General features: G+C 67.6%; 19 protein-coding genes. 4 read left to right on the top strand and 15 right to left on the bottom strand.

The genetic code is table 11. The features are described from left to right. Positions 1–94 precede the first annotated feature (94 nt). The 3 genes from POL67_RS46885 to POL67_RS46875 all read right to left on the bottom strand — a co-directional run bounded on the left by POL67_RS46885 (position 95) and on the right by POL67_RS46875 (position 4,500). Entirely contained in the window at positions 95–2,911 is a 2,817-nt protein-coding gene (locus tag POL67_RS46885; RefSeq protein WP_271928256.1) for a hypothetical protein, read from the bottom strand. A gap of 32 nt (positions 2,912–2,943) precedes the next feature. Beyond that, complete coding sequence (locus POL67_RS46880; RefSeq protein ID WP_271928254.1) at positions 2,944–4,065, bottom strand: trypsin-like serine peptidase; 1,122 nt, start codon at positions 4,063–4,065, stop codon at positions 2,944–2,946. Between the two features lie 267 nt (positions 4,066–4,332). Next, positions 4,333–4,500: a hypothetical protein gene (locus POL67_RS46875; RefSeq protein WP_271928253.1), complete on the bottom strand. Its 168-nt coding sequence runs from the start codon at positions 4,498–4,500 to the stop codon at positions 4,333–4,335. Between the two features lie 348 nt (positions 4,501–4,848). Between POL67_RS46875 and POL67_RS46870 the strand changes: the two genes are divergently transcribed. Together POL67_RS46870 and POL67_RS46865 are read left to right on the top strand one after the other, a co-directional pair. Then, complete coding sequence (locus POL67_RS46870) at positions 4,849–5,664, top strand: hypothetical protein (RefSeq protein WP_271928251.1); 816 nt, start codon at positions 4,849–4,851, stop codon at positions 5,662–5,664. Between the two features lie 38 nt (positions 5,665–5,702). After that, complete coding sequence (locus POL67_RS46865) at positions 5,703–8,351, top strand: DUF2169 family type VI secretion system accessory protein (protein WP_271928250.1); 2,649 nt, start codon at positions 5,703–5,705, stop codon at positions 8,349–8,351. Positions 8,352–8,369: 18 nt separating this feature from the next. Here the strand turns inward: POL67_RS46865 and POL67_RS46860 are convergent, their stop codons facing one another. The 12 genes from POL67_RS46860 to POL67_RS46805 all read right to left on the bottom strand — a co-directional run bounded on the left by POL67_RS46860 (position 8,370) and on the right by POL67_RS46805 (position 22,498). Continuing rightward, positions 8,370–8,792, bottom strand: a complete 423-nt coding sequence (locus POL67_RS46860) for an META domain-containing protein (protein WP_271928247.1) — start codon at positions 8,790–8,792, stop codon at positions 8,370–8,372. 154 nt (positions 8,793–8,946) lie between these two features. After that, complete coding sequence (locus POL67_RS46855; protein ID WP_271928246.1) at positions 8,947–9,633, bottom strand: penicillin-insensitive murein endopeptidase; 687 nt, start codon at positions 9,631–9,633, stop codon at positions 8,947–8,949. A 21-nt stretch (positions 9,634–9,654) separates the two neighbouring features. Next, positions 9,655–10,281: a HEAT repeat domain-containing protein gene (locus POL67_RS46850; RefSeq protein WP_271928244.1), complete on the bottom strand. Its 627-nt coding sequence runs from the start codon at positions 10,279–10,281 to the stop codon at positions 9,655–9,657. Continuing rightward, positions 10,278–13,049: a type VI secretion system Vgr family protein gene (locus POL67_RS46845; RefSeq protein WP_271928241.1), complete on the bottom strand. Its 2,772-nt coding sequence runs from the start codon at positions 13,047–13,049 to the stop codon at positions 10,278–10,280. Before POL67_RS46845 ends, POL67_RS46850 begins: the two co-directional genes overlap by 4 nt. Before the next feature lie 3 nt (positions 13,050–13,052). Beyond that, entirely contained in the window at positions 13,053–14,687 is a 1,635-nt protein-coding gene (locus tag POL67_RS46840; protein WP_271928238.1) for a T6SS phospholipase effector Tle1-like catalytic domain-containing protein, read from the bottom strand. Between the two features lie 3 nt (positions 14,688–14,690). Beyond that, entirely contained in the window at positions 14,691–15,095 is a 405-nt protein-coding gene (locus POL67_RS46835; protein WP_271928235.1) for a hypothetical protein, read from the bottom strand. Beyond that, a complete protein-coding gene (locus POL67_RS46830) occupies positions 15,095–16,012 on the bottom strand; it encodes a DUF4123 domain-containing protein (RefSeq protein ID WP_271928232.1) in 918 nt (305 codons plus the stop codon). The genes POL67_RS46835 and POL67_RS46830 overlap by 1 nt, the downstream gene beginning before the upstream one ends. A 3-nt stretch (positions 16,013–16,015) precedes the next feature. Beyond that, positions 16,016–16,402 carry a PAAR domain-containing protein gene (locus POL67_RS46825; RefSeq protein WP_271928230.1) on the bottom strand — a complete coding sequence of 129 codons (387 nt, stop codon included), beginning with the start codon at positions 16,400–16,402 and terminating at the stop codon, positions 16,016–16,018. Between the two features lie 15 nt (positions 16,403–16,417). Continuing rightward, entirely contained in the window at positions 16,418–18,640 is a 2,223-nt protein-coding gene (locus tag POL67_RS46820) for a type VI secretion system Vgr family protein (protein WP_271928229.1), read from the bottom strand. A gap of 121 nt (positions 18,641–18,761) precedes the next feature. Next, positions 18,762–19,127, bottom strand: coding sequence for a DUF2752 domain-containing protein (locus POL67_RS46815; RefSeq protein ID WP_271928226.1), 366 nt, complete (start codon positions 19,125–19,127; stop codon positions 18,762–18,764). 13 nt (positions 19,128–19,140) lie between these two features. Continuing rightward, positions 19,141–20,142: a DUF898 family protein gene (locus POL67_RS46810; RefSeq protein WP_271928223.1), complete on the bottom strand. Its 1,002-nt coding sequence runs from the start codon at positions 20,140–20,142 to the stop codon at positions 19,141–19,143. An 85-nt stretch (positions 20,143–20,227) separates the two neighbouring features. Next, positions 20,228–22,498 (bottom strand): DUF4139 domain-containing protein, encoded by a 2,271-nt coding sequence (locus tag POL67_RS46805; RefSeq protein ID WP_271928221.1) that lies wholly within the window; start codon positions 22,496–22,498, stop codon positions 20,228–20,230. A 233-nt stretch (positions 22,499–22,731) separates the two neighbouring features. Here POL67_RS46805 and POL67_RS46800 point away from each other — a divergent pair, with 233 nt between their 5' ends. After that, entirely contained in the window at positions 22,732–23,178 is a 447-nt protein-coding gene (locus tag POL67_RS46800) for a Fur family transcriptional regulator (RefSeq protein WP_271928219.1), read from the top strand. A gap of 657 nt (positions 23,179–23,835) precedes the next feature. Beyond that, positions 23,836–24,330, top strand: a complete 495-nt coding sequence (locus POL67_RS46795; protein WP_271928216.1) for a hypothetical protein — start codon at positions 23,836–23,838, stop codon at positions 24,328–24,330. The last annotated feature ends 87 nt before the right edge of the window (positions 24,331–24,417 follow it).

The raw sequence follows: 24,417 nt of genomic DNA, 5'->3' as shown, positions 1-24,417 counted from the left end.
GCATCGTGCCGCCGTTCGGGCGGTACGAGCTCGCGTTCGAGGTGATGGCCGGGATCGTTTGACCGGACAAGGGCGCGCTTGCCGGTGGCGCCGGTCAATCGAGCGGATAGATGGGCAGGTCGACCGCGACGTTGAGCATGACTTGCATCGGCCCCTGCCAGCATGCCTGCTTGCCGCCGGCCCCGCAATCCGTGGCGCCCGCTTTCATCAAGGGCTGCCAGCGTACCCCGCCCATGAGGGCGATGGGCGAGCGGAACATCCCCCAGCGCACGAACAAGCCCGGCGACACGACGCCGTCGAAATCGTACTCCACCTCCTGATCCTCACGCTCCACGACCCGAAGCGCCAGGGGATCGAGCACCGTCAGGGTCAGGCCCACGTTCTGCGTCTTCCGCGAGACGATCGTCCAGTCGATCCCGATGGGGGCGGACAAGGGGACGAAGCTGAAGTCGTCCGGCCTCTGGATCACGCTGTTCTTCTCGCGCCTGCGCATTGTCCAGAAGTTGTAGGAGCCGCCGAGCCCGACGAATCCGTTGATGAACCACCGGTTCGTCCCGACGTATTTCGCCCGGTAGCTGCCGAGGGGCGCGGCGTGCTCATCGAGGAGCTTGCGGACGTCGTCCCTCGTCTTCGCCTGGCCGAGCGCGAATACGAACGTGAGGCCCTTCTTCGTCTTCTCGTGGATGTACGGTGCCACGAGCGGGCTGTTGAGCATGACGTGGAGGCTCGCCGCGACGGCGCGATAGTCCTGCCGCGTCGCCGCGGTCGTCGCCTTCAGCCCCTCGTGGACCAGGCCCGTCACCTGCTTCAACTGCTGGAGCTTGTTCAGCCCGTTCCCCAATCCGTTCGACGACCCTTGCGTGGTCCCCACGTGTTTCGCGATGGCCTCGCCGAGGCTCAGCATGGAGCCGGTCAGCGCGTCGAGGGCCGCCGCGACGCCCTCCGCCGCCTCGGCGCCGGCCACCATGGGCGGCTTCGATGCGAGCGCCGCCTTGTATTGCGCCTCGACGGCGCTGACCGCGTCGTGGAAGTCGGCGATCGCCTGCACCATCGCCTGGAGCTCGTTCCATACGGCGACCTCGGTCTCGGCGAGCCCGCCGAAGACACACTTGTTCCCGTCCGTCTCGCCTCCGTACCCCTCGCAGAAGCTCTTCGTGCCCTCCTCGATCCACTTGAATCCGAGCTGCTCGGGAGGGAACTTCTCGGCGTCGAGCTGCTCCAGCATGATCTGGGTCTTCGAGGCCATCGTGAAGAACAGCCCGAGGACGCAGGGCAACGAGGGCGCGGTGCCTTTCTGGAACTTGCAATCCGTCGGCAAGGCGCTCGTGCCCTTCTCGTCCTTCTCGGCTTCGAGCGCCTTCCGGATGGCCGGCTCGAGACCTTCGAGGAACTCGAGCGCAGGCTTCTTGGTCTGCACGGTGCCCAGGAGCTGCGTGGCCAGCGTGTACGCCATGATCCGGAGTTGCTTCTCTTCCGTGGCGGTCGCGGTGGCCTTGGAGAGCGGCAGACCCTCGAGCGAGAGCAGGCGGATCGGCAGGGTCATGACCTCGCCCGCGAGCACGCGTTGCAGCCGGCCGCTGTAGATGGCGTCGACGTCCGCATGCCCGCGGAGCCCGCGGGGGAGGAACGTGGCGCACGTCTCCGGGAAGAACATGGAGCCCGAGGCCAGGTCTCGGTTCGACATCGCGTTCGTCCGGAGCTCGCGTGCTTTCTTGTTGTCCACGGAGCCGAGCGCCCAGTACCCGACCGCCACCCCGTTCGGGAGGGTCGCCGCCGAGCGAGCCGCGAGGATGGGATCGGACCAGCGCAGGCCCGTGAGCTCCGTGGAATCGAGCCATGCAATGGGTTTGCTGGTGCCGAGCGCGAAGCCTTCCACATCGGCGAGCGTTCCCGTCTTGTCTTTTTCGTACTTGATCGTGAGCTTGTGCTTCGCGAACGTCTGCAGGTCCTCGAAGCCATAATCCTCGCCCGCGCCGCAGAATTTCTCGCCGATGTTCTCCACGGCGAACGCGAGCAGCTCCTCTTGGGCGCGCTCCTTCAAGAAGTCGCCGGCGCCCTGGAGCATCGGGGCGACGAACGCAGCGAGCGCGATCCCGGCGCCTGCCCGCTTGGTGCGCGGCTTGCAGAGCTCGTGGAGCTCGTCGTATTCAGGGATCGTCCGCAGTCCGTCGGCGCCCGGGGTGTTGAGCACGACATCGCACAGTGTCTCTTTTTTTTGGCTAGGCGTCTTGACGTCCTTTGCTTCCCAGGACGAAGCGCGGCTCGTGGCCTGGGACGTCCAGCCTGCGCTGTCGGTGCATTCCAGCGCCGTGCGCATGGACGACTTGTCCGGGAGCGTCTTGCATAGCTGGGCCACGAGGCGAGCCGGGTCCTCCCGCTTCCCGCATGCCTTCAGGAGGTCTTTCGTCGGCGCCGCGCCGGGCTTGTCGAAATCCACCAACTTCGCCACCTTTTCCGCCGCGGCGCATGCCGTCTCCATGCTCGTCCGCGGAGGGGACGACCTGTAGCTCGATCCCTCCTGGATACGGAACCAGGCCTGATATCCGCCACCCGTGCACGAGAGCGTTCCCTTCACCGCACCCGACTCGGCGCCATCGCCGCAGATCCGCCGCGTCATGTCCTCCAGATTGGGCCATTTCAGCTCGAATACGCGCATCGCGGGCGCCGTGCTCCTGGTTTGCCCGGAGGCGCGCCCGTCATCGATCGGCGGCTCGGGGGCATCGGGATCGCGCGGCTTCGCCGGAGCCTCCTCGCCTGCTGCTGCATTGGCCGCGCCGGCCTTCGCCGCTGCGTTGCCCTTGTTCGCCGGCTTCTTCGTGTCGCTCGCCGCGGCGGGCTTGGCGGGCTTGCTCTGCGCCGCCGCGTCGGGCGCCGGGAGCGTGGGCGACAGGGCCGCAAGAAGGACGGCCATGGCCGAACCAAAGGAATGTGCTCGATGTGTTCTCATTGCTTCTCCGGGAGTAATTCGTACATGCCGCTCAATGCGAGCCCCACGTATGATTTGTTGGGCCCCGTTGGTGTGTCGTCATTGGTCGTGATTCCCACGAGGTAGACCTTGTCCCCCGATGCATGAAAAAGACCGCCGCCGCTGGCGCCCGGGGGCACGGTCAGATCGTCCGAGAAAAAGGCGCGGCCGTTCCCGATCCGCTCCACCGAGCCCTCGCCGAAGCGCGAGCCGCTCGTCGGGAAGCCATACCGCACCACGGAATGGCGCCCGCCCGAGGCGCCGAAGTCGCGCTTGCGCCAGACCCCGAGGCCGGGCGCGTGTTCGACCTCGATGAGCGCATAGTCGCAATCCACGCGGCCCTGCGAGAACCCGGGATGCACCTTCACATCGCGAACCCTGAACGAACGGCCGAGCCTCGGTGAGCCGACCGTCACGGAGTGGGCGCCCACGACCACGTGCGCCGCGGTCAGGACCAGGTACGAACCGAGGAACACGCCCGAGCCCACCTTCGGCTTCAATCCGTTCGCCGTGACCTGGACGACCGAGTCCGCCCATTCGGAGCCCCGGTCATCTCGCCCCGGGAGCCCCTTCTTGACCGTATCGATGCGCGGGTCGCTCCTCGGACCTTCGCGTGGGAAGAGATCCGCGTCGAGCAGCGCCTTCACGGCGTCCCCGCGTGTCTTCCGCGCCAAGCGGTAGACCTCGACGAGGTCCGCCGGCACCTCGATGTCGAGGAGCTGCTTCGCCGCCCCGGAGAGCTCCTCGACGAGCTCCGGACGCCACGTCGGCTCGTTCTCCTTCTGGATCTGCGGGACGAGGGCCTGCAGGGCGAGCAGCCCCTGGAGCTCGCCGGACGGCCCCACCAGGCTGCGGGGCACGTGCTGGTAGGCGCGATGATGGCGGATCTCCTCGGCGATCGGTTCATACGTCGCGTCCGCGCGCAGGAGGAGGAGGGGGAGGTCCGGCTGTTTCGCGACGACCATTGCCTCGATGCGCTCGATTTCCTCGTCTGCCACGAGGAAGCTCCGCGCGGCGCGATCGACGCCGCCGGACCTGAGCGAGGGAGCGGCGCTGTTCGCCTGGAGAAATGTCTTGATGGCCCTGTTCGAGGTCGTCATGCCAAGTCCCTTCCTTCCTCATCGCGAGCGAGGTGTCCGAGCGTGATCCGCTTTGCACGTGGGGAGAGCCCCACGCCGACGGCTGGCCACACTCCATTGCGATGTCCGTGCCAGATACGGAAACGACGGGGGCCGGCCGTGGAGCGTCGAGCCATCCGCGCGTACGAGCGCATGGCGTGTGCCGCCACGAGGTCCGCGTATTCTCACGGGCACGCAATCCATTCGCCGAGACGATTCGTTTGCATCCCCCGGGCGTATCTGCGCTCGTCACGTCCAGCCGCAGGCATGAACGGCGACCTTGCCGCCGACCTTTGCCCGTCGCCTCGCGCGACCATCGTCGACCTCGCTTGCGAGGTCCGCTTCCTTGCCCGCGAGACGGCTTGACCAGAGGTCATCGAGCGCGCCCGCGAAATCGTCGAGCGCGCCCGAGGACATCGTCGACGGCGCCCGCGCGATCGTCGACCCGGCCCGAGGACATCGTCGACGGCGCCCGCGCGATCGTCGACCCGGCCCGAGGACATCGTCGACGGCGCCCGCGCGATCGTCGACCCGGCCCGAGGACATCGTCGACCCGGCCCGCGACATCGTCGACGGCGCCCGCGTGATCGTCGACCCGGCCCGACGAGATCGTCGCCCCGGCCCGCGCCATCGTCGACGGCACCCGCGCGATCGTCGACCCGACCCGACGAGATCGTCCACTCGGCCCGACGACATCGCCGAGCCCGTCCGCGACATCGATCGACCCTGCCACCCCCTCGTTCCTGCTACGGTGTCCGCTTCCCCTTGAAGCCCGGCTCCACCGCCTCCGACGATCCCTCCGCGGCCCTCGCCGCGCGCCTCTGCAAGGTCGTCCCCGCGCTCGCCGACCTCGGCATGCGCACCGCGCTCGTCCTGCGCACCCTCGAAGACGCCGGCGCGTCCGTCGCGGCCCGCGCCCTCGACGAGATCGCCACCCGCGCCGAACAGACGGAAGCCCCCGCCCGCGAGGTCCTCGCCGCCTTGCTCCCGCTCCTCGGCGACCCCCTGCACGCCGGCTTCGTCGGCGCCCTCCGCGTCGTCGCCAAGGACACCTCGCTCCTCGCCCTCGCCCGCCTCCTCCGCCGCAAAGTCAAACACGCCGAACCCCACGCCGTCTCGCCGATCGAGCACCGCGGCATCGCCCTCGAACCCGGCGGCCGGCCGCTCTCCCTCGGCGAGCGCCGTGCCCTCGCGCGCAAGCCCTCGCGCGGGATCCTCGACAAACTCCTCGCCGACCCGCATCCGCGCGTCATCGAGAACCTGCTCGCCAATCCGCGCCTCACCGAGGACGACGTCGTCCGTATCGCCGCCAAGCGGCCGCAAAAGCCCGAAATCGCCTCCGAGGTCGCTCGCTCCGCGCGCTGGATGGCCCGCGCCCGCGTGCGCATGGCGTTCGTCCTGAATCCCGGCACGCCGCCCGAGCTCTCCGTGCCCGTCCTCTCGCAGCTCCTCCGCCACGAGCTCGCCGACGTCGCAGCGTCGACCCAGGTCCCCGCCGTGCTTCGCTCCGCCGCCCTCGACCTGCTCGCGCGGAGGCCTCCGCTGCCGCCGGATCCGAACGGCGGCGCTTCGATGCAATGACCTGGTAACGGGGGAGTCCGATGGTTTAACCTCGCCGAATGGAGGTCGTATCCCTCTCCCCGCTGCCGGTCGCGTCGATGATCTGGCAGTCCGGACCCGGCGCCTGGACCCTCACGTTCGTCGCCAAGGCGACGTGCCAGATCCAGCCCGGAAAATCGCCCCTCGCCCCGGCCCAGGAGCCGGTGCACGAGGAGGACTCCCACTGGGACGACGACGACGCCCGGAGCCTCTTCGCCGCGAGCGACCTCGCCCCCCTCAAGCCGCGCATCGACGTCACGCTCGTCGGCTCCGCGTTCGCGCCGCAAGGACAACCCGTCCGCTCCCTCTTCGCGCGTCTCATCGTCGGCGACCTCGACAAATCGATCGAGGTCCACCAGGACCGCACCTTCACCGCCGAGGGCGCCCTCGTCGAGGGCCAGCGATTCGCCCGCATGTCGCTCGCGTACGAGCGCGCCGCGGGCGGCCCCGATACCTCGAACCCCGTCGGCGTGCGTGTGGACGTCCGCGACTCCTTCGGCCGCATCAAGCTGCCGAACCTCCAGCCGCCGGGCCTCCTCGTCAGCTCCGCCAGCACCCCCATCGCGCCCGTCGGGTTTGGCCCGGTCGCCCCGGGCTGGCCGCTCCGCCACGGAAAGCTCGGCCGGTATGCCGCGAGCTTCACCCCGCATTCCCTCATTGCGGCCCCTTTGCCCGAGGACCTCGATCGTTCGTATTTCAATGTCGCGCCCGGCGACCAGCAGCTCGGCGAGCTCGCCGAGGACGCGCGCATCGTCCTCGAAAACATGCACCCGCAAATCCCCCGCCTCGTCACGAACCTGCCGGGGCTCCGCCCCCGCGCCGTGCTCGAAGGTCGGGGCGGCACGCAGGTCCTTGCCTTGGCCTGCGATACGCTCTGGATCGACACCGATCGCCAGCTCGCGACGTTGACGTTCCGCGGCCGTATTCAGCTCGAACGCCTCGAAGAGCCGGGCCGCATCGTGGTGACGCTCGAAGAGGCCACGAATGTCGTCGCCATCGCGCCGGCCGTCCCCGGGAGGCCCGTGAGCCCGGAGCCGGTCATTCCTCCGCCGCCGAAGCCGCGCGCCGCGACGATGACGATGATCGCGGCCGACGACGAGGGGATCGATACCGTCATTCCCACGGATCTGCACGGGGGTCCGGCGCCGCGGCAGAAAGGCGCGCTCCCGTTCGTGAGGGCCGCCGCGCCCGCCCACAACATCACCGACGAACGCACGACGCAATCGGGCGGGCTTCCCTTCGCCGCCACGAGCGCGCAGCCGGCGCAGCCGCGGGCGATATGGGACGAGCGGACGACGCCCTCGGGCGGGCTCCCGTTTGCCAAGCCAAGCCAGGCCGCAAACCCCTGGCCCACCGCGACCCCCGCGCCGCAAGCACCGCAAGCGCCGCAAGCACCGCAAGCGCCGCAAGCGCCGAAGGCGCCGCCTCCGCCCCCGGCGCGGAGCTCGTCGTCGGGCTGGAGTGCGCAGAGTATGCCCGGGCAGCCGCCCGCGGCGCCGCCGTCGCCCGTCGTGGCCCCGCCGCCGCCCGTCGTGGCCCCGCCGCCGCCCGCGCCCGTGCAGCCGCCGCCGCCCGTCCCGCGCGGCTCGCAGCCGGGCGGCGCGTCCCGTCCTGCCGACGATAGCGTGTGGGGTGCAGGCATCAGCCGTGGGGAGGCCCCGGCCGGGCAATCCATTGGCCAGGTCGTCGTCGCCGCCTCGGCCGCCGCGGCACAAGCGTCCCCGCAGGATGCGAGCGCCGGCGTCCTCGGCGCCAGCAATGCGGCGGCGGGCCCCTCGAATGCAACGACGACCGCGGGCAAACGGGACGACGGCCGCCTCCCGGCCACGGCCTTCGGCGCGGGCGTCCGCCCCTCGGGTCGGCTCGACGCGCGCGACGTCCTGCATTTGATCTGGTACAACCCCGAGAGCGTCGCGCGCATCTGCCGCGTGCCCGTCTGGCGCGCCATTCTCGACGAAATGGAGGACGAGGCCGCCGACGAGTCGCTGAACGATCCGGCCCCGACGAAGGACCCGATCATCGTCGAGGATACGCGCGACATCTTCGAGATCCTCTCGCGCGGCGCCTCCCAGGACGTCGATCAGCTCGAAGCCGAGCTCGGCGCGGCCGTTCGACCGGGCAACAAGTTCGTCCCGTCCTTGCTCCTGCTCGCCGGCGAGCTTTCTTTCCCCTTCGACGAACGGAAGACCCTCGAAGCCGCCATGGCCGTGGCGACGCCCATCGCGGGCGCCGACGAGGGGCTCAAGACGGCGCTGCGCGAGGCCCGCGAATTCTTGACCTCGCCCGAACAGCTCTGCCCTGCGCCGATCGTCGAGGGATACACGGCGCGTATTCGCGAGGCCTACCAGCGCGGCCGCCGCGCCCTCGGCCCCGACGCGCTCGATATGCAAATGGAGCGCGCGCTCATCGAGGGGCGCCATTACCAGAAGCGCCAGGTCCTCGGCATGACGGCGATCCGCGCCCACTTGCATACGAGCACCGGCACCGGCGCGCGCCCCGCGCCCGTTTACCTGCCGGACGACATCACGAAAAAGCTCCCGCTCTTCCAGAAGTTCCGCGCGCGCTTGCTCGTCGAGCTCTACTTCCAGGAAGACCAGTACGAGCCGCACCCGGCCGCGCTCAAGGCGCTCGCCATCGGCCGGGTGCAATCATCGCACGACCGGCGCTGACGCGGGCAGGTCTCGCCATCAGTCATCTTTCTCGAAGATGAGCGTGCCCTGCCCATTGCCGTACTCGATTCTCAGTTCATCTCCCACGAGCTGGAAGGTGTTGGCCTGCGCCAGCGCTCGGAGGTACCGGCCCTCCTGTTCCATCACGCCCTCGCAGAACATTCTCGTGCTCCCCGCGGAGGACATCGAGAGCGTGTCACCCTCGACCGTGTAGGAGGCGAAGTAGTAGTTGCAGGGGGCTCTGCCAGTCGCGGTCCCGTCCGCCTGGAACTCCAGCGTGACCTCGGTCCTCCCGGAGGGCTCCCACATCGTCCTTCCCTCGATCAGGGATTCGAGCTCCCATCGCGTATTCGCCAGGATGTTCGCCTCGTTCGCCGCCGCAGGGGCGACCATCGACAGGACGGGCAGCATCGCGAACAGGGATCGCAGAACGTAACCCATGGTGTACCTCCGAGGCGCGCCTGTGGACCATCGACGCGAACCGTGCCTCGAAGGCGAAGCAATGCTCGCGCCCCGAGCGTGCCTGCGCGGATGTGCAATCCCTGCCCTCGCGCGAACGGGCGAGCCGGCCGAGGACCACGCGTGAGGCGGCTCGTTACTCCTCGAAGCGCACGTGCAGATGGTTGTGGTGCCCTTCCCAGAAGCGCACGCCGGCCATCTTCGAATCGTTGAACAGGATGAGCTTCAGGTTCGGCTCTGCGTGCAGCGCCTCCACGAGCAGCTTCGTCCGCGCGTGGCTGTAATTCGGATCCGTGATCGTCACCGGCGCCCGTCGCCCGTCCGCGCGCACCGGCCGAATGTCGACATCCGTGCCGCGCCGGTGCGAGCCGTGCGGCGCCATCCGGCCGCCTTGCTGGAAGCTGATGTCCCCGATCGCGATCTCGAACCCGTGCGGCTTCAACACCGCGGCGACGTTCCGGATCGATTGAATGGTCGACGCCGTGCCCCAGACCCGGTCCTGCGCCTCGTACAGATAAAAATTGCCGTTTTCCCCCGAGAGCTGCACGAACGCCACGTTCGTCGCCTGGGGCTGATCCCCGAGCAACATGCGCCAGGTTCGTCCGTGGGGATCGACGCGCCCGTCGGGCGAGCCGAGCCGCACGACGGAACGCTGGAACGCGAGGATCGCGCGCAGCGTCGCCTCGTCCATGATTCCGGTCTCGGGCAACGTGCCGATCGCGGACGCAATGTGCGCGTTCTTGTTGAGCTGTTTCTGGACGAGAAGCACGTCGTCGTGCGCGTTGCGCCCGCCCTGGCCGACCGAACCCGTGAGACGATACATGGTGCGCTCCTCCGCGTGAGATCAGGTATCGGCGAGCTCGGGCGGCATGCCGACGAGGTGGCAAATCTGCGCAAACGTGGCGCGCCGCGTCGCCTCGTCGTCCTCGCGCAGGCCCCGAATGAGGGGGCGGAACTCGAGCGCGAGCGGGCTTTTGGCGAGGCCTGCCATATAAAGAAGCGTCGCGCCCGCGCTGACACGGACCACGCGCGACGGGTGATGAATGCAGGCCCAGGCGAGCGCGTCGCGAATCTCCGGTGATTTCATCTGCCCGGCCGCGACCACCGCCGGCGGACCGCTGTCCTCGTCGCCCTCGCGAATCACCTCCGCGACGATCGGGTCGGCCTTGGGAATCGCGTCGAGGTCTTCGAGCGCGCGCGCGATGGCCACCTTCATGCGCCCGCTCGCGTCGGGCAAGGCCCTTTGCATGGGCATGACGGCGCCGCGCGTCTTTGCGGCGGCGAGTGCGGCCGGCGCGCGCCAATCGTCGACCAAGAGCCGCTCCATGAGCAGCTCCTCGGCCGGGCGCCGCTCCTCTTTTTCGAGGGAGAGGAGCGTCTCCACGTCGACCGACTCCCGGAAGTCTTCACCGGGCTTCTCGACGCTGTCGACGAAACGCTTGAATGCCTGGGATCGCTGTTCGGTGCTCATGATGCCTTCTTCGGCGGGGGCACCGCCAGCACGTCCTCGAGCGGCACGGGGACGAGGTCGTAGGTTTTTCCGGCCTTGTCCGTGTATTTGCCCGTCGCGCTCTCTTGCATCAAAAGGACGTTGATCGACGTGTATTTCTCATTGTCGAGGAGGACTTGCACCTCCTCGCGGAAGATCGCCGACATGCCGAGCGGCATGTAGGAGACGACCACGTTGATCTCGCCGCTCGCGCCGTCCGCGAGCCTGCCCGAGATCGCGCGCCAGGCCTTGTCCTGGACCTCCCACGCGTCGCCGTCCGCGGCCTTCACGAGCGCGTCGCCGCCCGGGGTCATTTCGAGGCGCGCGCTCGGCGTGCCGCCCGCCGAGCGTTCTCTCGCGAGCTGCTCGGCCACGTACCCCGCCTTGTCGCCGCCGCCCGACCAGAACACGGCGCCGCTCGGCGGCGTGGTCACGTTGCCTTCGAGCGCGATGCTCATGAGCGCCGCATAACGAACGGCCGCGGGCCCCTTGCGCGGAATCTTGGGCTTGAGCGTCTCCGCGAGCGCCGAGACCGTCGCGAACGCCGGCGATTTCTCGGGCACGTGGGTGAAGCCGGTCTCCGTCTTCGCCTCCTTGGCCTTCGCGATCTCTTTCGGGTGCGAGCCATGCCCATGCCCGGCTCGGCCGCTCACGTTGATATCGACCTTCGTCCCCGAGATCACGACCCCGGTCATGTCGATCCGCACGAATCCGCCCGGCCCCTTCAGGGTGGCGTCCTTCGTCTCGCCGACGAGCTCCTCGCCGACCTTGAAATGGAGCTCCTTGCCCGTCTCGCGCGCGTAATCGCTGCCGACCTTCTCGTGCCGCTCCTGGTAGACCATGAGCGAGTGATCCTTGCCCGTCCGGTCCTTGCGGTCCTCTTTCACGCGGACGTGCAGGTCCCACTCGTTGCGCTCGCGCTTGTGCCCGCGGACGACGACGTCCTTGTTCTTGAAGACGAGCAGGCGGCGGTGGCTGAAGTTGTATTCGGTCTCGTCCTTGCGGATGAGCTGGAAGCGGTGGCGCCCGATCCGGATGTGGTGCAGGCGCCCCGTCATTTCGAGGCGCTTCTCGTTCGTCACCTGCACCCGGTCCTTGCCCACGGTCTCCAGCAACATGCCCGTCACGTGTTTGTCGCGGACATTGCCGACGGTGTCGATCTCGTCGTTCTTGACGAGCTTGCGCAGGTTCTTCTCCGCCTGCATGAAGAAGAGCTCCTCGCCCTTCTGGTCCTCGTACTTGATCTCGTTGAAGCCATTCTGGCTCGGGATCGACTGGCTCTTCCACGTGCTGACCGTCTTGTGCTCGGGCAGCGCGTAAGGGACGGGTTTTTCCGGGTTGTAGAGCCTGCCCGCGATGACGGGCCGGTCCGGATCGCCCTCGATGAACGTCACGAGGACCTCCTGCCCCACGCGCGGCAGGTTGAGCCAGCCATATCCCGTGCCGCCCCAGCCCTCCTCGACGCGGATCCAGCAGGAGCTGTTTTCGTCGCTCTCGCCATGCCGGTCCCAGGGGAACTGCACGCGAATGCGGCCGAATTCGTCGACGTGGATCGCCTGGTCGACATCGTCCCCCGTTTGAGGCCCGACGACCCGCACGGATTGCACGCCGAGCACCTCCGGCCGCGGCGTGGCGAGCGGCGGCCTGTAGGCGACGTCCGCGAAGACGGCGTGCCCGACGATCTGCCATTCCCCCTCCGCCGTCCCCTCGAAGATCGTGTCCGTCGTCAGCATGGGCCGCGCGACGTCCGCGTGCGGGTGGTTGTCGATGCGGAACACGACGCCCGGCGTGAGGTCGTTCAGGTTGCTCTCGAAAGCAATCCCGCCGCGATCCGCGCGCGCCGCCTCGAGCGCCCGCGTCGCGCGCGCCGTGCCCGTCGCGTCGTCGTGCCGCGCGACGCCCTTGTCGTCGGCCACGGGGGTGCCACCGCCCCGCCCCGCCTCGACGAACATGCCGCCCGCGATGTAATGGTACTGCTCGAACCGCGCCTCGTCGCCGGCCTTCGGCGCCTCGCCGATGAGCTTGTAATCGGGCCGCCGGAAGTCGTAATCGCGGATCACGAGCGCGCCGGGGCGCACCTCGCGCACGAGCGCGATGCGCGAGATGAACTCCCGCTCGGCTTCCATCGTCGGGTTGTGCTCGTACGGCACGGGCGCCCCCGGGCGCGGCGCGTTCGTGTGCAACGCGTCGCTGAGCGTGAGCAGCGAGCCCGAATCGTCCACGTCGGGGAACGTGTAGGCGATGCCGGCCTCTTCGAGGAGCCGGCTGATGAACGTGAATTCGGTCTCCCCGTACTGGACCCTGAATTCGTGCTTCGGGTATTTGCCGCGGTCGATCTTCCACGCGCGCTTGATGCCCCACTCGTCGAGGATCTTGTCCACGATGTCGGGGATCGAGAGGTGCTGGAAGATCCGGTGATTGCGCCGCTGGTCGGTGAGCCAGAGGTGCGGCACGATCCGGAAATGGTACGTCGAGTGCACCTTCGTCTGCCGGCGCTCGGCGTGCGTCTGCTCCATGAAGCTCACGTAGCCGCTCCAGACGCGGAGGTCGGCGCTCGTGAGGTTCTTGTAGCCCGAGCGCACCTTGAAGATCGCCGGGTAGCCCGCGATGGCCGCGACGTCGACCGTGGGGCTCTCCGAGCGGGCCCAGATCGAGACGGTGAACGGCGTCGAGACCGCCTCGTGGATCGAGAACCGGCGCACCGAGAGCGAGGACTCACCGCATTCGAAGCTCAATTCGAGGGTCGCCATGGCTCAATCTTTCGGCAGGTTGTCTTCGCGCACGCCTGCTTCGTTGCCGATCTTCCCCGGGGCGCCCACGGAGGGCTGCGCGTCGGCATACACGATCGTTCGCTGGAGGCGCGTTTGCACGACGTTCTTCTCGGCCCAGCCCGTGAGCGAGAATTCGGCGGACGAATCGTGGATGTAATCGCGCGTGAGCTCCTGCACGAAGGGCTGGGATTCGCGCGCGTTGGGGTCGTCGCGGTGCCAGTTCCACGGCTGGAGCCAATCCTTGTAGCGTGTCTCCGTGTAGAACCGCTTGCGGAACTCGCTGTCCTCGTACGCGTGGATGTACCGCGGCTGGTCGCCTTCGCCCTTCTCCGTGTGCTGCGCGTAATCGGTGCCCTTGCGGAACGCGACGTATTGCGCGTAGATCGTGGCGAGCCGATCCGGGATCACGTACATGTGGGCCGGCAGGATGCTGAGCGGGTTGATGGGGACGAGCGCCTTCTTGCAGGCGGTATGCATGTCGAGCAGCGGGATGTGCGCGAGCTCTTTCTTCTTTCCGGGCACCGACGGCTGGCCCGGTATCGTGTATTCGAACGGGACGCCGAACTGGTCGACCTGCCGAACTGTCCGCGGAGGCACGGGAGGCTTGTCGCCGCGATCGAGGTACGACCCTCCGACGTCGCTGTGGCAGCCGGGGTACCAGAGCTCGAGCATCCATTTCTTGTAGCGAATGGGCTTCTGGTACTTGTCCCGCGTCGATTGGCGCCAGCCCTTCTGGTCGTTCGGATCCATGAAGATCGACGTGAGCGGGAAGAGCATGCGGAACTCGTCCTCGGCCACGAGATGCACGCAATACTCGACGTACGAGTGATCGACCTGGAGCAGGAAGCTGTCGCCCGTGTTGAACATGTTCACGGTGTCGAAGACCCCCATGAACTTGGGCGTGATCTGGTTGTCCGGAATGCGCTCGAAGACCTCGCGCGGCACGAGCACCGTCCCGCCGCGGCCGGCGGGGACCCGGATGTATTCGGTCTTCACCGGGACCTCCAGGTTCCGCACGCCCGTGGTCTTGACCTCGTTCACGAAATCACGCGCGAGCGCCGCGCCGCGGCTGAAGCCGAAGACGTCGAAGAGCTTGTGCGGGACGATCAGGTTGCCGTGCCGGGTATAGAATTCGGCGAGCTGGTTCAGCCCCCAGCGGATGCGCTCCTTGCCCCCGAAGCCGAGCCCGCCGCCCGCCATGCCGTTGCCATACCGTTTCGTGACCCCGCCCGGCGTGTCCTTGGCCGTTTTATCGTCGTAATCGAAGTCCGAGCCGACGCCGTGGTGATAGACCTTGTGCAGCTTCGGGATGTCCGACGGCTTGTAACATTCGAAGAGCTTCGCGACGTTGGTCGGTCCGTTCATCCCGACCCGCTTGCCCTTGCCGTTCGGCTTCTGGCGCTCGGCGTCGTTGAGGAAATCGGTGGCCTCGAAGTCGAGCTTCCTGTTGCTCGCGCCGTTGCCCCAGTCGCGCCACTTGTTGTTGCCCGTGCCGTCGAAGAAGACGCCGATGCGGACGCGGCCGTCCGGGCACTCTTTCGTCCCGCTCGGCGGCTTGAGCGGCATGGATTGCGCATTCGCGAGGTTTTCGAGCGCTCGTTGGATCGCCGAAGCCATGGCTCAGTTCTCCTCCATCACGGCAGCATCCACGTCTTTCCAGTACGCCTCGGCATCACACTGCCGCTCGGCCTCGTCCCAGTCCTCCGGAGTCGCCTCGAAGATGAGGGCCTCCATGCGCTTCTCCTCCGGCCGCGACGTATCGGCGAGGATCGCCGCGAGCGCCGGATGCTCGTCGTAGGCCGGGTTGATGCGGAGCATGTTCGCCGTGAACAGGGTCAGGCACATCTCGTACGTGAGCCCGTGCTTCCGCGCCCGCGCGATGCAATGAACCACGCGGTTGCGCAGGACCTCGTCCTTGAGGAGGCAAAGCTCCTCGAAATAATAGAGCTTGAGGTGACGCACGACGCGCGTCACGAACGCGGGATCGCCGGCTCGTTCGCGTTGATCGCGGGTGATGAGCAGCATCAGGCCTCCACCGGCACGTGCCGCGCGAGGCGGCCGTGCTCGTCTTCGACGCGGAACGCAGTGATCTCACCGAAGAGCTCCGCCCGTTGCTTGGGCGTCGTCGTCGGCAAGAAGACCCGCAAAACCCCGGGGTCATAGAAGCGGAAATAAAACTTCTTCCGCGTGTCCGCGTCCGCCACCATCAAGAAGCGGCGCAGGTGCGACCGCAGCTCCTTGAAGCTCCGCGGATACTCGATGAAGATCCCCCACCGCTTCTGGAATCCCTCCCGGACGAGCCTGTCGAGGAGCCCCGAGCCACGCGGAAGCTCCACGAGGTACGGCGCGACGTGCGCGAGCGTCTCGCCTTCGAGCCCCTCGTAAAGCGAGCGATATCCCTCGACGGATTCGCGCAGCAACGTGAGGATGCGATCGCTCCGCGCAGCGTCGACCACGGCGAAGAGGGGCCCGTCGATCTGCCGGAGCACGTCGAGCGCCGCCTGCTTGCGCGCCTGCCGCCCCGCGCGCTCGCGTTCGAGCCGCGGCCGGTTCTCCTCGACCCAGCACGCTTCGAGCGGCTCGAGATCACCCTCCTCCGCGTCGAGCATCACGTCGGCCGGGTCGTCCTCGGGCGGCGTCGCGGCCTCGTAATAGACCATGAAATCGCTGCCGCCCGCGCGGATCCAGCCGCCATGGCCGACCTCCCTCGGCGCGTCGATTTTCTGCCCCCCGACGAGCGTCCCCACCGCGCTCTTCAGGTCCCGCACCTCGCAACGCGACCCGTCGTACGTGACCTCGAAATGGACCCCGGACATCGTGTCGTCCGGCACGACCCATTGCGCCTTCGGCTTGCGACCGACCCGCAGCCGATCCCCCGCCGACAGGATCCGCTTCGTGCCCGCCTCCGCGCCCCAGCGCAGCTCGACGATCGCCCGCTGCATGGCCTACGCCTCCCGGTTCTTTCGAGCCGCCTCCCGCTTCTTCTTCGCGCGCTCGCACTCCTCGCAGAAGGGTTCGTCCGTGCGCAGCGTCTCCGCCTGCGGCGACGAGCCGATGTTCACCGTCGGGCAACCGATCACGATCTTGCCGCCGTGCGCCGTCGAGTCGCCCATGCGCGACGCCGGCTGGTTGCCGATGAGCACGGTCGACTCGCCTTGCGAGACCGAGTCGATCGGCCCGATGCAGATCGCCTTGTCGCTGATCCGTGCCGCCGGCATGAACCCGATGAGCACGGTCATTTCCCCCGAGATGATCGGGCCCCCCACGTGGGGCTTCGGTCCCTCGCACATGGGGCAGGTATGCATGTCCGTCACGCGTGCTGCTGCAGGCATGTCCCGCTCCTCTCGTTACTGGCCGATCCCGTCGACGCGCAGGTCGATCGGCTTCGGGCGATCCGGCTCCTCCACCACGGCGAGCAGCGCCTCGTCAGGCAGGATGGGATTCGCCCCCGCGCCCGAGCCCGCGCTGCCGCCGCTGTTGATGCGCACGAGCGTGCCGCGGATCGTCACGCCGCTCGAATCGATACGAATGAAACCGCCCGGCCCCTTGATCGTGAGGTCCTTGGCCGCCTCGATCACGATCGACGTGCCCGCCTTGAGGTGCAGCTCCTTCGTCACTTCGAGCGCCGCGTTCTTCGCGATCTTCTCGTAGTGGTTCTTGTCGACGGTGAGCGAGAGCGTGCCGTCCACGCGCTCGTTGCGGTTGCCGACGACGTAGAGGCTCATGTCCTTCTCGACGCGCTCGCGCTTCATCTGCCGGACGACGACGTCCTGATCCTTCTCGATCAGGAGCTTCATGTTCCCTTCCGTCTTCTCGTGCTCGTCGCCCTTCACCATCTTGAGGCTGTTGTCTCCGACGAACAGGCTGCGATCCTGGTCGGTGATCTCCGTGCGGTTCACGCCGGTCACCTCGATACGCGTGCCGCTCGTCGTCTCGAGCTCCGTGCGCACGACGTACTTCTGCCGGTCGTGCCCGATCGTGATGATCTCGTCGTTCTTCACGAGCTTGCGCAGGTTCTTCTCCGCCTGCATCCACACGAGCTCTTTCGTCTTGAGATCCTCGAACATGATCTCGTTGAAGCCATTGCCGCCGAGCGACGAGTTGCTCTTCCACGCGCTGCGCGTCTTGTACTTGGGCAGCTCGTACGGCACGAGCTGCGTCGCGTTGAAGACGCGGCCCGTGATGATCGGCATGTCCGGATCGCCGTCGAGGAAGCCGACGAGCACCTCCTGGCCGATGCGCGGGATCACGATCATGCCGTAGCCCGTGCCGGCCCAGCCCTGGCTCACGCGGATCCAGCAGGAGCTACCGTCGTCGAATTTGCCCTCGCGATCCCAGGGGAACTGCACGCGCACGCGGCCGAACTCGTCGACGTGGATCTCCTGCCCCGCGGGGCCCACCACGGTCGCGCTCTGCACGTTGTTGAGCTTCGGCTTCGGCGTCCGCAGCGGCGGGCGGAACACGACGTCGGCGAACACCGCCCGCCCCGAGATGTTCCACTCGTCTTGCGGCGAACCCTCGATCCGCAGATCGATCACGAGCAGGTTCGTCCCGTCCGTGATGTCGGGATGCGGGTGATGACCGATGTTGAAGATCGCGCCGGGCGCGACGTCGGGGCAGTTCGTGTCGAACGCGACCTGCCCGCGGCCCATGCGCCGCGCGAGGAGCGCTCGCTCGGCGCGCCCCTTGCCGAACGGCTCGTCGTGCCGCGCGATGCCCTTGTCGTCCGCGACCGGCGTGTTGTCGTCGGCCTTGCCCGGCTCGACGAGGAACGCGCCCGGCTGGTAGTGGTATTGCTCGTAGCGATCCTCGGGCGCCGCGGCGCGCGGGCTCTGCGTGCGCAGGGTGTACGAGGGTTTGCGGAAGTTGTAGTCCTGCATCGTCACGAGGCCCGGCCGCACCTCGTGCGAGAGCCGCACGTTCGTGACGAACTCCTTCTCCGACTCCTGGTTGGGCTCCTCGATGTACGGGACGGGCAAACCCCCGCGCTTCGGCCCCTTCTCCAGCTTGTCGTGGAACGTGATGTTCGTGCCCGCCTCGTCGGGGAACGTGAACGCGATACCCGCCTCCTCCACGAGGCGGCTCATGAACGCGTAGTCGCTCTCGCCGTACTGGACCTTGTATTCGAGCTTCGGGTACGTGCCGCGATCGATCTTCCAGACGGGCGTGATGCTCCACTCGCCGAGGAGTTTGTCGATGATGTCGGGGATCGAGAGGTGCTGGTAGATGCGGTGACCACGTCGCTGCGTGAGCAGCCAGGCCTTCGGCGCGATCCGGAGGAAGTAGGTCGACTCGGCCTTCTGCCCCGGGATCGGCGCGACGCCGTGGACCTGCTCGACGTGCGTCACGACGCCCTTCCACGAGCGTGATCCGAGCCCGGCGACGAAGCGCACGCCGTGCACGATCTTCAGCGACGCGTCCTTGCCGATGATGCCCTCGAGATCGACGTCCGGATCTTCGCAGCGGGCCCACACGGCGATCGTGGAGAGGGTCGAGACGCTCTCCTCCACCGTGAAGCGTCGAACGGAGAGATCCGCGCCTGAAGCTACCTTGAGCTCGAGGATGGGCATAAATGTAATCCTACCACGCGTGTCAGAGCCGAAAACAAGGGGCTTTTCCCTGGTTTCTGCATCTACGCGTGGTGCACCCGAGCGGATTTTTCCGTGGAATCCTTTGCCGCGCCGCGTGATCTCAGGGCACGGGCCCCCCGAACAGGCCGAGAAACCGAAGCGCCCACACGACCATGATCGCGACCGCGCTGCCGCCGGAGACGTCCCTGCCAAACCGTTTCCATCGCGCGTCGTCGAGGAAAAGTGCGGCGAAGACCGTGGTGATCGCGACGAGCGCGAGCGGCAGCGCGAGCGGATGGAAGGTGGTTGCAGTCGCGAGATCGAGGCGCAGGAGCGCGAGCGCCGCGCGCGTGAGGCCACACGCGGGGCAGGGGAGCCCCAGCGCGAGGCGGAGGATGCAGGTGCTTTGCGGGAGGAGGGCGAGGAGGGAGGCTATCGAGAGCGCCGGCAGGGCGAAGCGGAGCCGCTTTGCGGCGCTCTCACGCATGTGCTCGGACGCGTCAGGCGACGCGCTCCGCTTCCCACTTGAGGATGTTGCAGATGCCCCAGGGGTAATAGATGTTGCAGGTGATCGACGACAGGATGATCGTGAGCAGGTACGTCCCGAAGAACCCGCCCGGATCCTTGCGGAACTGGTAGGCCCGGCCGTCGAGCTTCGTGTTCTCCCACATGAACGCGAAGATGTTGTTCGCGAACCAGGGGCCGTAGATCCCGAACGTGCAATACACGAGGATCATGCCGAGGATGTACGTGCCGAGCAGCGACGCCGGATCGCCGTGGAACGTGAGCCGCCCCGGCTGCCCGGCGACGAGGACCTTGCTGTCGATGAACTCCCTCATGCGCACGATCGCCCATGGCGTGTAGACGCCGCAGGTGACGCTCGTGAGGAGCGTGTTGACGATCAGCACCTTCGCGAGCTCCTGCGGCGTGCCCGTGTACTGGCAGGGCTGACCGTCGAGCTGCAGCGCCTCGTAATAGAACGCGTAGTACTTGTTCGCGAACAACACCGACGCGACGAGGATACCGGCGAGGCCGATGAGGCCGCCGATGGCCCCGAAGATCGCGAGGATCGCGCCGCCCGCGCGCACGGCGCTCTCGATCGCCGTCCCGATACCAAAGAAAATGCCGAGGATGAAGTAGACGACGATGACCGGCACGATCGCGAAGAGCAGGTACGTGCCGAAGAGCTTGCCGCCGTCGCCATTGAACACGACGCGCTGCCCAATACCCGGCACGCCCGCGCCCATCATGCCCATCGGCGGGCCGGGCGGCGGGCCATACCCACCTTGCGGAGGTGCATACGCCCCCATGCCCGGGGCGCCGGCCGGAGGTTGTCCCCAGCCACCACCCCCACCCGGAGGCGGCGCACCGCCCGGAGGCGGCCCCCAGCCGCCACCTCCGCCAGACGGCGGCATTCCACCGCCGGGCGGATAACCACCGCCGGGAGGATAACCACCGCCGGGCGGGTATCCCCCGCCGCCACCGTAACCGCCTGGGTTCATCCGTGCACCGTCCCTGGTTGCAAGTCAGGGGCGAGCGTACAGCCCTCCGGGAGAGGGTGTAAAGATGGCTTCGCGCCTGGCGGCGCTAGATCTTCGTCGTCGAACTGTCTTTCCCGTCCGTACCCGCCGTCTCCTTCTCCAGCGAGAGCTCGGAGACGCCGTCCTGGAAGCGGATGCGCGCGAGCATGAGCTTCTCCTGCAGCGCCACGAGATCGATCGTGGCCTTCGAGATCCGATCGCTCACCTCTTGCATCTTCTTTTCGAGGCTCTGCATGAGCGGCCCGCCGCTCTTCACGACCTTCAGCGTCACGATCTGCGCGTGAAGCTCGTCGAGGCGCTGCCGGTATTCGGCCATCTGCTCGCGTGACGTGGTGATCCGCTGTTCGAGGTTCGCCATCTCCTTCTGGAGATCGAGCAGCTTCGTGACCGACTCCTTCAACGGCCCCGACGCCGCCGCGCTGGAGAGGTGCACGCGCACCATCTCCATCCCCACCGTGCTGCGGATGTCGGTGCTCTTGAAGAGCGGCGTCTCCTCTTCGATGTCGACCTCGACCTTCGCGCCCGCCGGGATCTCGATCTTGAAGAGGTACGACTCGCCGAACCGCTCCTGCGACGGCGGCGCCTTCGACAGCTTGAACCCGGGCGAGACCGTGTGCCGCACGTACACCGTCGCCTTGTCCTGAAGGCGGTTCGTCATGGCGAGCGTCTTCTTGCGCGTGTGCCGGACCTCCGTGGAGAACACGCCGCGCTGCACGCTGAGGATGCGGGCGATCGCGTCGCGCGTGTCGTCCTTGCGCTCCACCACGATCTGCCGATCGAGCGCGAACGGCACGAACGCGAACGAGCGCGCCGGGATCGGATCACTCATGCCCTCGCCGATGAACCGACCCTCGCCGAACACGGTCACGGGCCCGCTCTCCAGCACCGACTCGGTGGGGTTCTTGAGGCGCACCGCGCGGAACGGGAACGACGTGTTTCCGCGCGCGCTCTCCGGATCGTAGAAATACACGAAGCCGCCCTCGGTCTCCGTGCTCAGGATCGACACCATCGCGCTCGTCAGGCGCGGCACGGTCATCGGCGTGGGCGACTCGAAGTGCGACGTCCCGATCGGCTCGGCGCTCGCGGGCGCCGGCGCGTTCGGATCGAGCGTCGCCGTGTTCTGCATCTGCCCTTGTTGCGCCTCCTCCGGCGCCTCGACGATCCGGACGCCGCCCGAGCGGCCGGCTTGCATGCCGTTGCCCACCGCCACGACCTGCGAGGGATCGAGCCCGGAGCGGATGAGCTGCTCGCGGGCGCGGTTCGCTCGTTCGAGCGAAGCGCCGTACTTGTCGCCGTCGCGCCCGTCGGCATACCCCTCCACGACCACCTGCCGCCGCGAGTTCTTGTACTGCGCGGCCAGCCGATCGAGGCCGGAGTCGTCCCTCGGTTTGTTCTCGGCGGCGTCGGCCCACGGCTGGGCTGGCCGGCGCGCTGGCTCTTGCTTCGGTACGCTCTGCGCGCGCGTACCGCCGCCTCCGCCGCCGAAGCCCCCGAGCGCGCCCGTCGTCGGGCCGCCGTGGCTCTTCTTGTCGGCCGCGGAGGCCTTGCCCACGGGCGCGCGCTCCAGCTCTTCACGCGCCACGGTCGTCGCGTTCGCGAGCCGCGTGTCGTCGAGCTCCGCGACCACGCGTTTGCCCCCGCCCGGTTTTGCGCCCGGAAGCGCAGGCACCCCTTCGTACGTCGAGCCGCCCATGGGCGGCGCCTGCGCGAAGAGATCGTTCGACTGCAAAGTTTCGCGCTGGACCATGCGGACCGAGCGCAGATCGAAGCGAAACGAGAGCGCCGAGCTCGACCCGACGCCGAGCTTCACCTTGTTCCAGTCCTCGCCTGAGGTGTTGTCCACGATGGCCCACGCCTCGACCTTCATCTTGCCGTCCTTGCCGACGGAGACGCGGTAGCTCGGCTTCCACGACGGGGCCTCGGTCACGTACGAGAGCAGGAGCTTGTGCGGCTTCGGCCCCTGGAGCTGGATCTCCATGTTGACGAGGCTCGAACCGCCGTACTGCTGGTTCTGGTTGTTCTGCTGGTTGTTCTCTTGTCCGACGAACGCCGAGCCGGAGGTCGGGTATGCGACGGGCGCGGGTTTGCCCGTGGTCGCGTCGATGACCGTGAGCGACTTCAAGAAATCGTCGATCTTGTCCCCCGGCACGCTGAGCCGGAGCGAGTCACCGTCGATCTCGGCGTAGCGCTCGAAGTAGGCGATGCCGTTGCGGTAGACGACGACGCGGCCGAGCGTGGTGTCGCTCTTGACGAAGGTCGTCGTCTTGGCGCATCCGGCAAGCCAGAGGAGCGCGATCGGTGCCAGAATCTTTCTCATCGGGAAGACCTCTACGTGCGAGCCAGCAGAAGGCGCGGCGCGCCGAAGGCCCTTCGACGAACGACCCGCCCCAACGATCTGCAGATGGTAAACCTTGTCCCGCTGCTTCGAGACAGAAAGAACGCCGGTGGGGCCATCTCCTTACACAGGGTGGACATCTGCAACAGCATCCGCGTTGCGGCTTCTCCTCTGTCCCCATTGCGACCCGACCGTGGTCGGGGTAGGGAACAGACATGGCGCGCTCGACGGACCCTCCCAGCATCGACGAGCTGCGCTCGCTCGTCCGGAACAAGGGCCTGCGCGCGACGGCTCCCCGCCTGGCCGTGCTCCGGCGGCTGCTCGCCCAGAAGACGCCGGTGAGCCACGGCGACCTGTGCGCCGAGCTCCAGCCCGAGGGCTGGGACCGCGCGACGATCTACCGCAACCTGATCGACCTCACGGAGGTCGGCCTCGTGCGACGCACCGACGTGGGGGATCACGTCTGGCGTTTCGAGCTGGTGCGTGAAGGGGGCGAGCACGACAGCGGGACGCACCCGCACTTCGTCTGCAACAGTTGCGGCGAGGTGGCGTGCTTGCCCGACGAGATCGTCGAGGTGAAGCCCGCGCGCGGCATCCCGCGGGCGCTGCGCAAGAAGGGGCTGGAGATCCAGTTCCGCGGCACGTGCGATCGGTGTGCGTGAGGGGCGGCCGCCCTCTGCGTGTCCCCTGCATTCTTCTCCCGCTCCTTCGACGGAAACCACCGACCTTCTCCCTGGTCGCGGGCAGTTCGTCCGCGTGCGTGGCCGCCGCTGGCTCGTCGAGGACATCCTCGTCCGCCTCGCGTGTGTCGACGACGACGCCACGGGCGTGACCCTCGACGTCCTGCCCCTCTCTTCGGCGCCTACCTCGACAGCCTCCGCTGGAACTCCGTCACCTCTACGAAGGTGACGGGGTAGATCAGGCGGGGGAGGCTTTTTGGAGGCGCTCGACGACCTCGGTCAGCCTCTTCGCGAACGCATCGAAGCTCGGAGCGCGCTTTCGTGCCAGGTTGAGGTCGAGCTTCTTTGCCTCCGCAGCAGCTCGCTCGGGCAAGAGGCGCCTGATACCAAGATGCTTGCGACGAACAGCATTGCGCAAGGTGATACAAACCACGGGACTCCAGTGGATCCGTGAGCATGGCGGAGTCATTTGTGCGGTCACCCGCCGGTACCGCTGGCCAGGCGTCGCCGCGGTTGTTGTGAGTGTGGTACATATCGAGAAGAGCGCCTCGCGAAACCTTCCCCTTCCCTCCGAACTGGCAACAAAATCCCGCCCTCGAAGCCGCCGGCCGCGAATCCTACGAATATCGCGCCGCCCTGATGGTCCGCAACAACCAGGGCCTCACCGCCATCTACAACCGATTCCACGATCCCGAGGAAGAGGACCCCGAGATCCAAAAACTCCGCGACCTCCACGACGCCATGGACCGCGCCGTCCTCGACGCCTACGGCTGGACCGACCTTCGGCCCACCTGCACCTTCCTCCTCGATGACGAGGACGACGGGATCGACGAGGAGACCGCCGGAAAGGCCCGCAAGAAAAAGCCCTGGCGCTATCGTTTCCCCGACGACGTCCGCGACGAGGTCCTCGCCCGCCTCCTCGCCCTCAATCAGGAGCGCGCCGCCGAAGAAAAAGCCGCCGCGCCAATGGCCGAGGCAGGGAAGGGAGCGAGCAAAAAGAAGGGGCGAGGGGGGATGGCAAGATTTTGCGCCGGTGAGGGGAGCGAGGATACAGGGGGCCATGAGGAAGTTTTGCGCGCTGGTGCTCTGGGGGTGGGTCGTGATGGTGGCGGGTGGGTGCTCGGACGACCCTGACACGCCTGCGATGGGACCCTGTGAGCGGAAGGCATTTGCCTGCCATAACAGTTGTGCCAAAGCCGGCGCTGGTTCCGCGTGCAGGGA

This window comes from Polyangium mundeleinium (assembly GCF_028369105.1).
GTDB classification, from domain to species: domain Bacteria; phylum Myxococcota_A; class Polyangia; order Polyangiales; family Polyangiaceae; genus Polyangium; species Polyangium mundeleinium.
The sequence above is the reverse complement of the archived record's forward strand: the minus strand, read 5'-3'. Positions and strand labels throughout refer to the sequence as shown.

Bases quoted from the DNA above. Each gene is read 5' to 3' on its own strand.
- POL67_RS46800 (WP_271928219.1), top strand. From the start codon at position 22,732: ATGGCGCGCTCGACGGACCCTCCCAGCATCGACGAGCTGCGCTCGCTC.
- POL67_RS46805 (WP_271928221.1), bottom strand. From the start codon at position 22,498: ATGAGAAAGATTCTGGCACCGATCGCGCTCCTCTGGCTTGCCGGATGC.
- POL67_RS46880 (WP_271928254.1), bottom strand. From the start codon at position 4,065: ATGACGACCTCGAACAGGGCCATCAAGACATTTCTCCAGGCGAACAGC.
- POL67_RS46840 (WP_271928238.1), bottom strand. From the start codon at position 14,687: ATGGCTTCGGCGATCCAACGAGCGCTCGAAAACCTCGCGAATGCGCAA.
- POL67_RS46820 (WP_271928229.1), bottom strand. From the start codon at position 18,640: ATGCCCATCCTCGAGCTCAAGGTAGCTTCAGGCGCGGATCTCTCCGTT.
- POL67_RS46845 (WP_271928241.1), bottom strand. From the start codon at position 13,049: ATGGCGACCCTCGAATTGAGCTTCGAATGCGGTGAGTCCTCGCTCTCG.
- POL67_RS46795 (WP_271928216.1), top strand. From the start codon at position 23,836: ATGGTCCGCAACAACCAGGGCCTCACCGCCATCTACAACCGATTCCAC.
- POL67_RS46825 (WP_271928230.1), bottom strand. From the start codon at position 16,402: ATGCCTGCAGCAGCACGCGTGACGGACATGCATACCTGCCCCATGTGC.
- POL67_RS46885 (WP_271928256.1), bottom strand. From the start codon at position 2,911: ATGGCCGTCCTTCTTGCGGCCCTGTCGCCCACGCTCCCGGCGCCCGAC.
- POL67_RS46875 (WP_271928253.1), bottom strand. From the start codon at position 4,500: ATGTCCTCGGGCGCGCTCGACGATTTCGCGGGCGCGCTCGATGACCTC.
- POL67_RS46810 (WP_271928223.1), bottom strand. From the start codon at position 20,142: ATGAACCCAGGCGGTTACGGTGGCGGCGGGGGATACCCGCCCGGCGGT.
- POL67_RS46815 (WP_271928226.1), bottom strand. From the start codon at position 19,127: ATGCGTGAGAGCGCCGCAAAGCGGCTCCGCTTCGCCCTGCCGGCGCTC.
- POL67_RS46835 (WP_271928235.1), bottom strand. From the start codon at position 15,095: ATGCTGCTCATCACCCGCGATCAACGCGAACGAGCCGGCGATCCCGCG.
- POL67_RS46855 (WP_271928246.1), bottom strand. From the start codon at position 9,633: ATGTATCGTCTCACGGGTTCGGTCGGCCAGGGCGGGCGCAACGCGCAC.
- POL67_RS46850 (WP_271928244.1), bottom strand. From the start codon at position 10,281: ATGAGCACCGAACAGCGATCCCAGGCATTCAAGCGTTTCGTCGACAGC.
- POL67_RS46865 (WP_271928250.1), top strand. From the start codon at position 5,703: ATGGAGGTCGTATCCCTCTCCCCGCTGCCGGTCGCGTCGATGATCTGG.
- POL67_RS46830 (WP_271928232.1), bottom strand. From the start codon at position 16,012: ATGCAGCGGGCGATCGTCGAGCTGCGCTGGGGCGCGGAGGCGGGCACG.
- POL67_RS46860 (WP_271928247.1), bottom strand. From the start codon at position 8,792: ATGGGTTACGTTCTGCGATCCCTGTTCGCGATGCTGCCCGTCCTGTCG.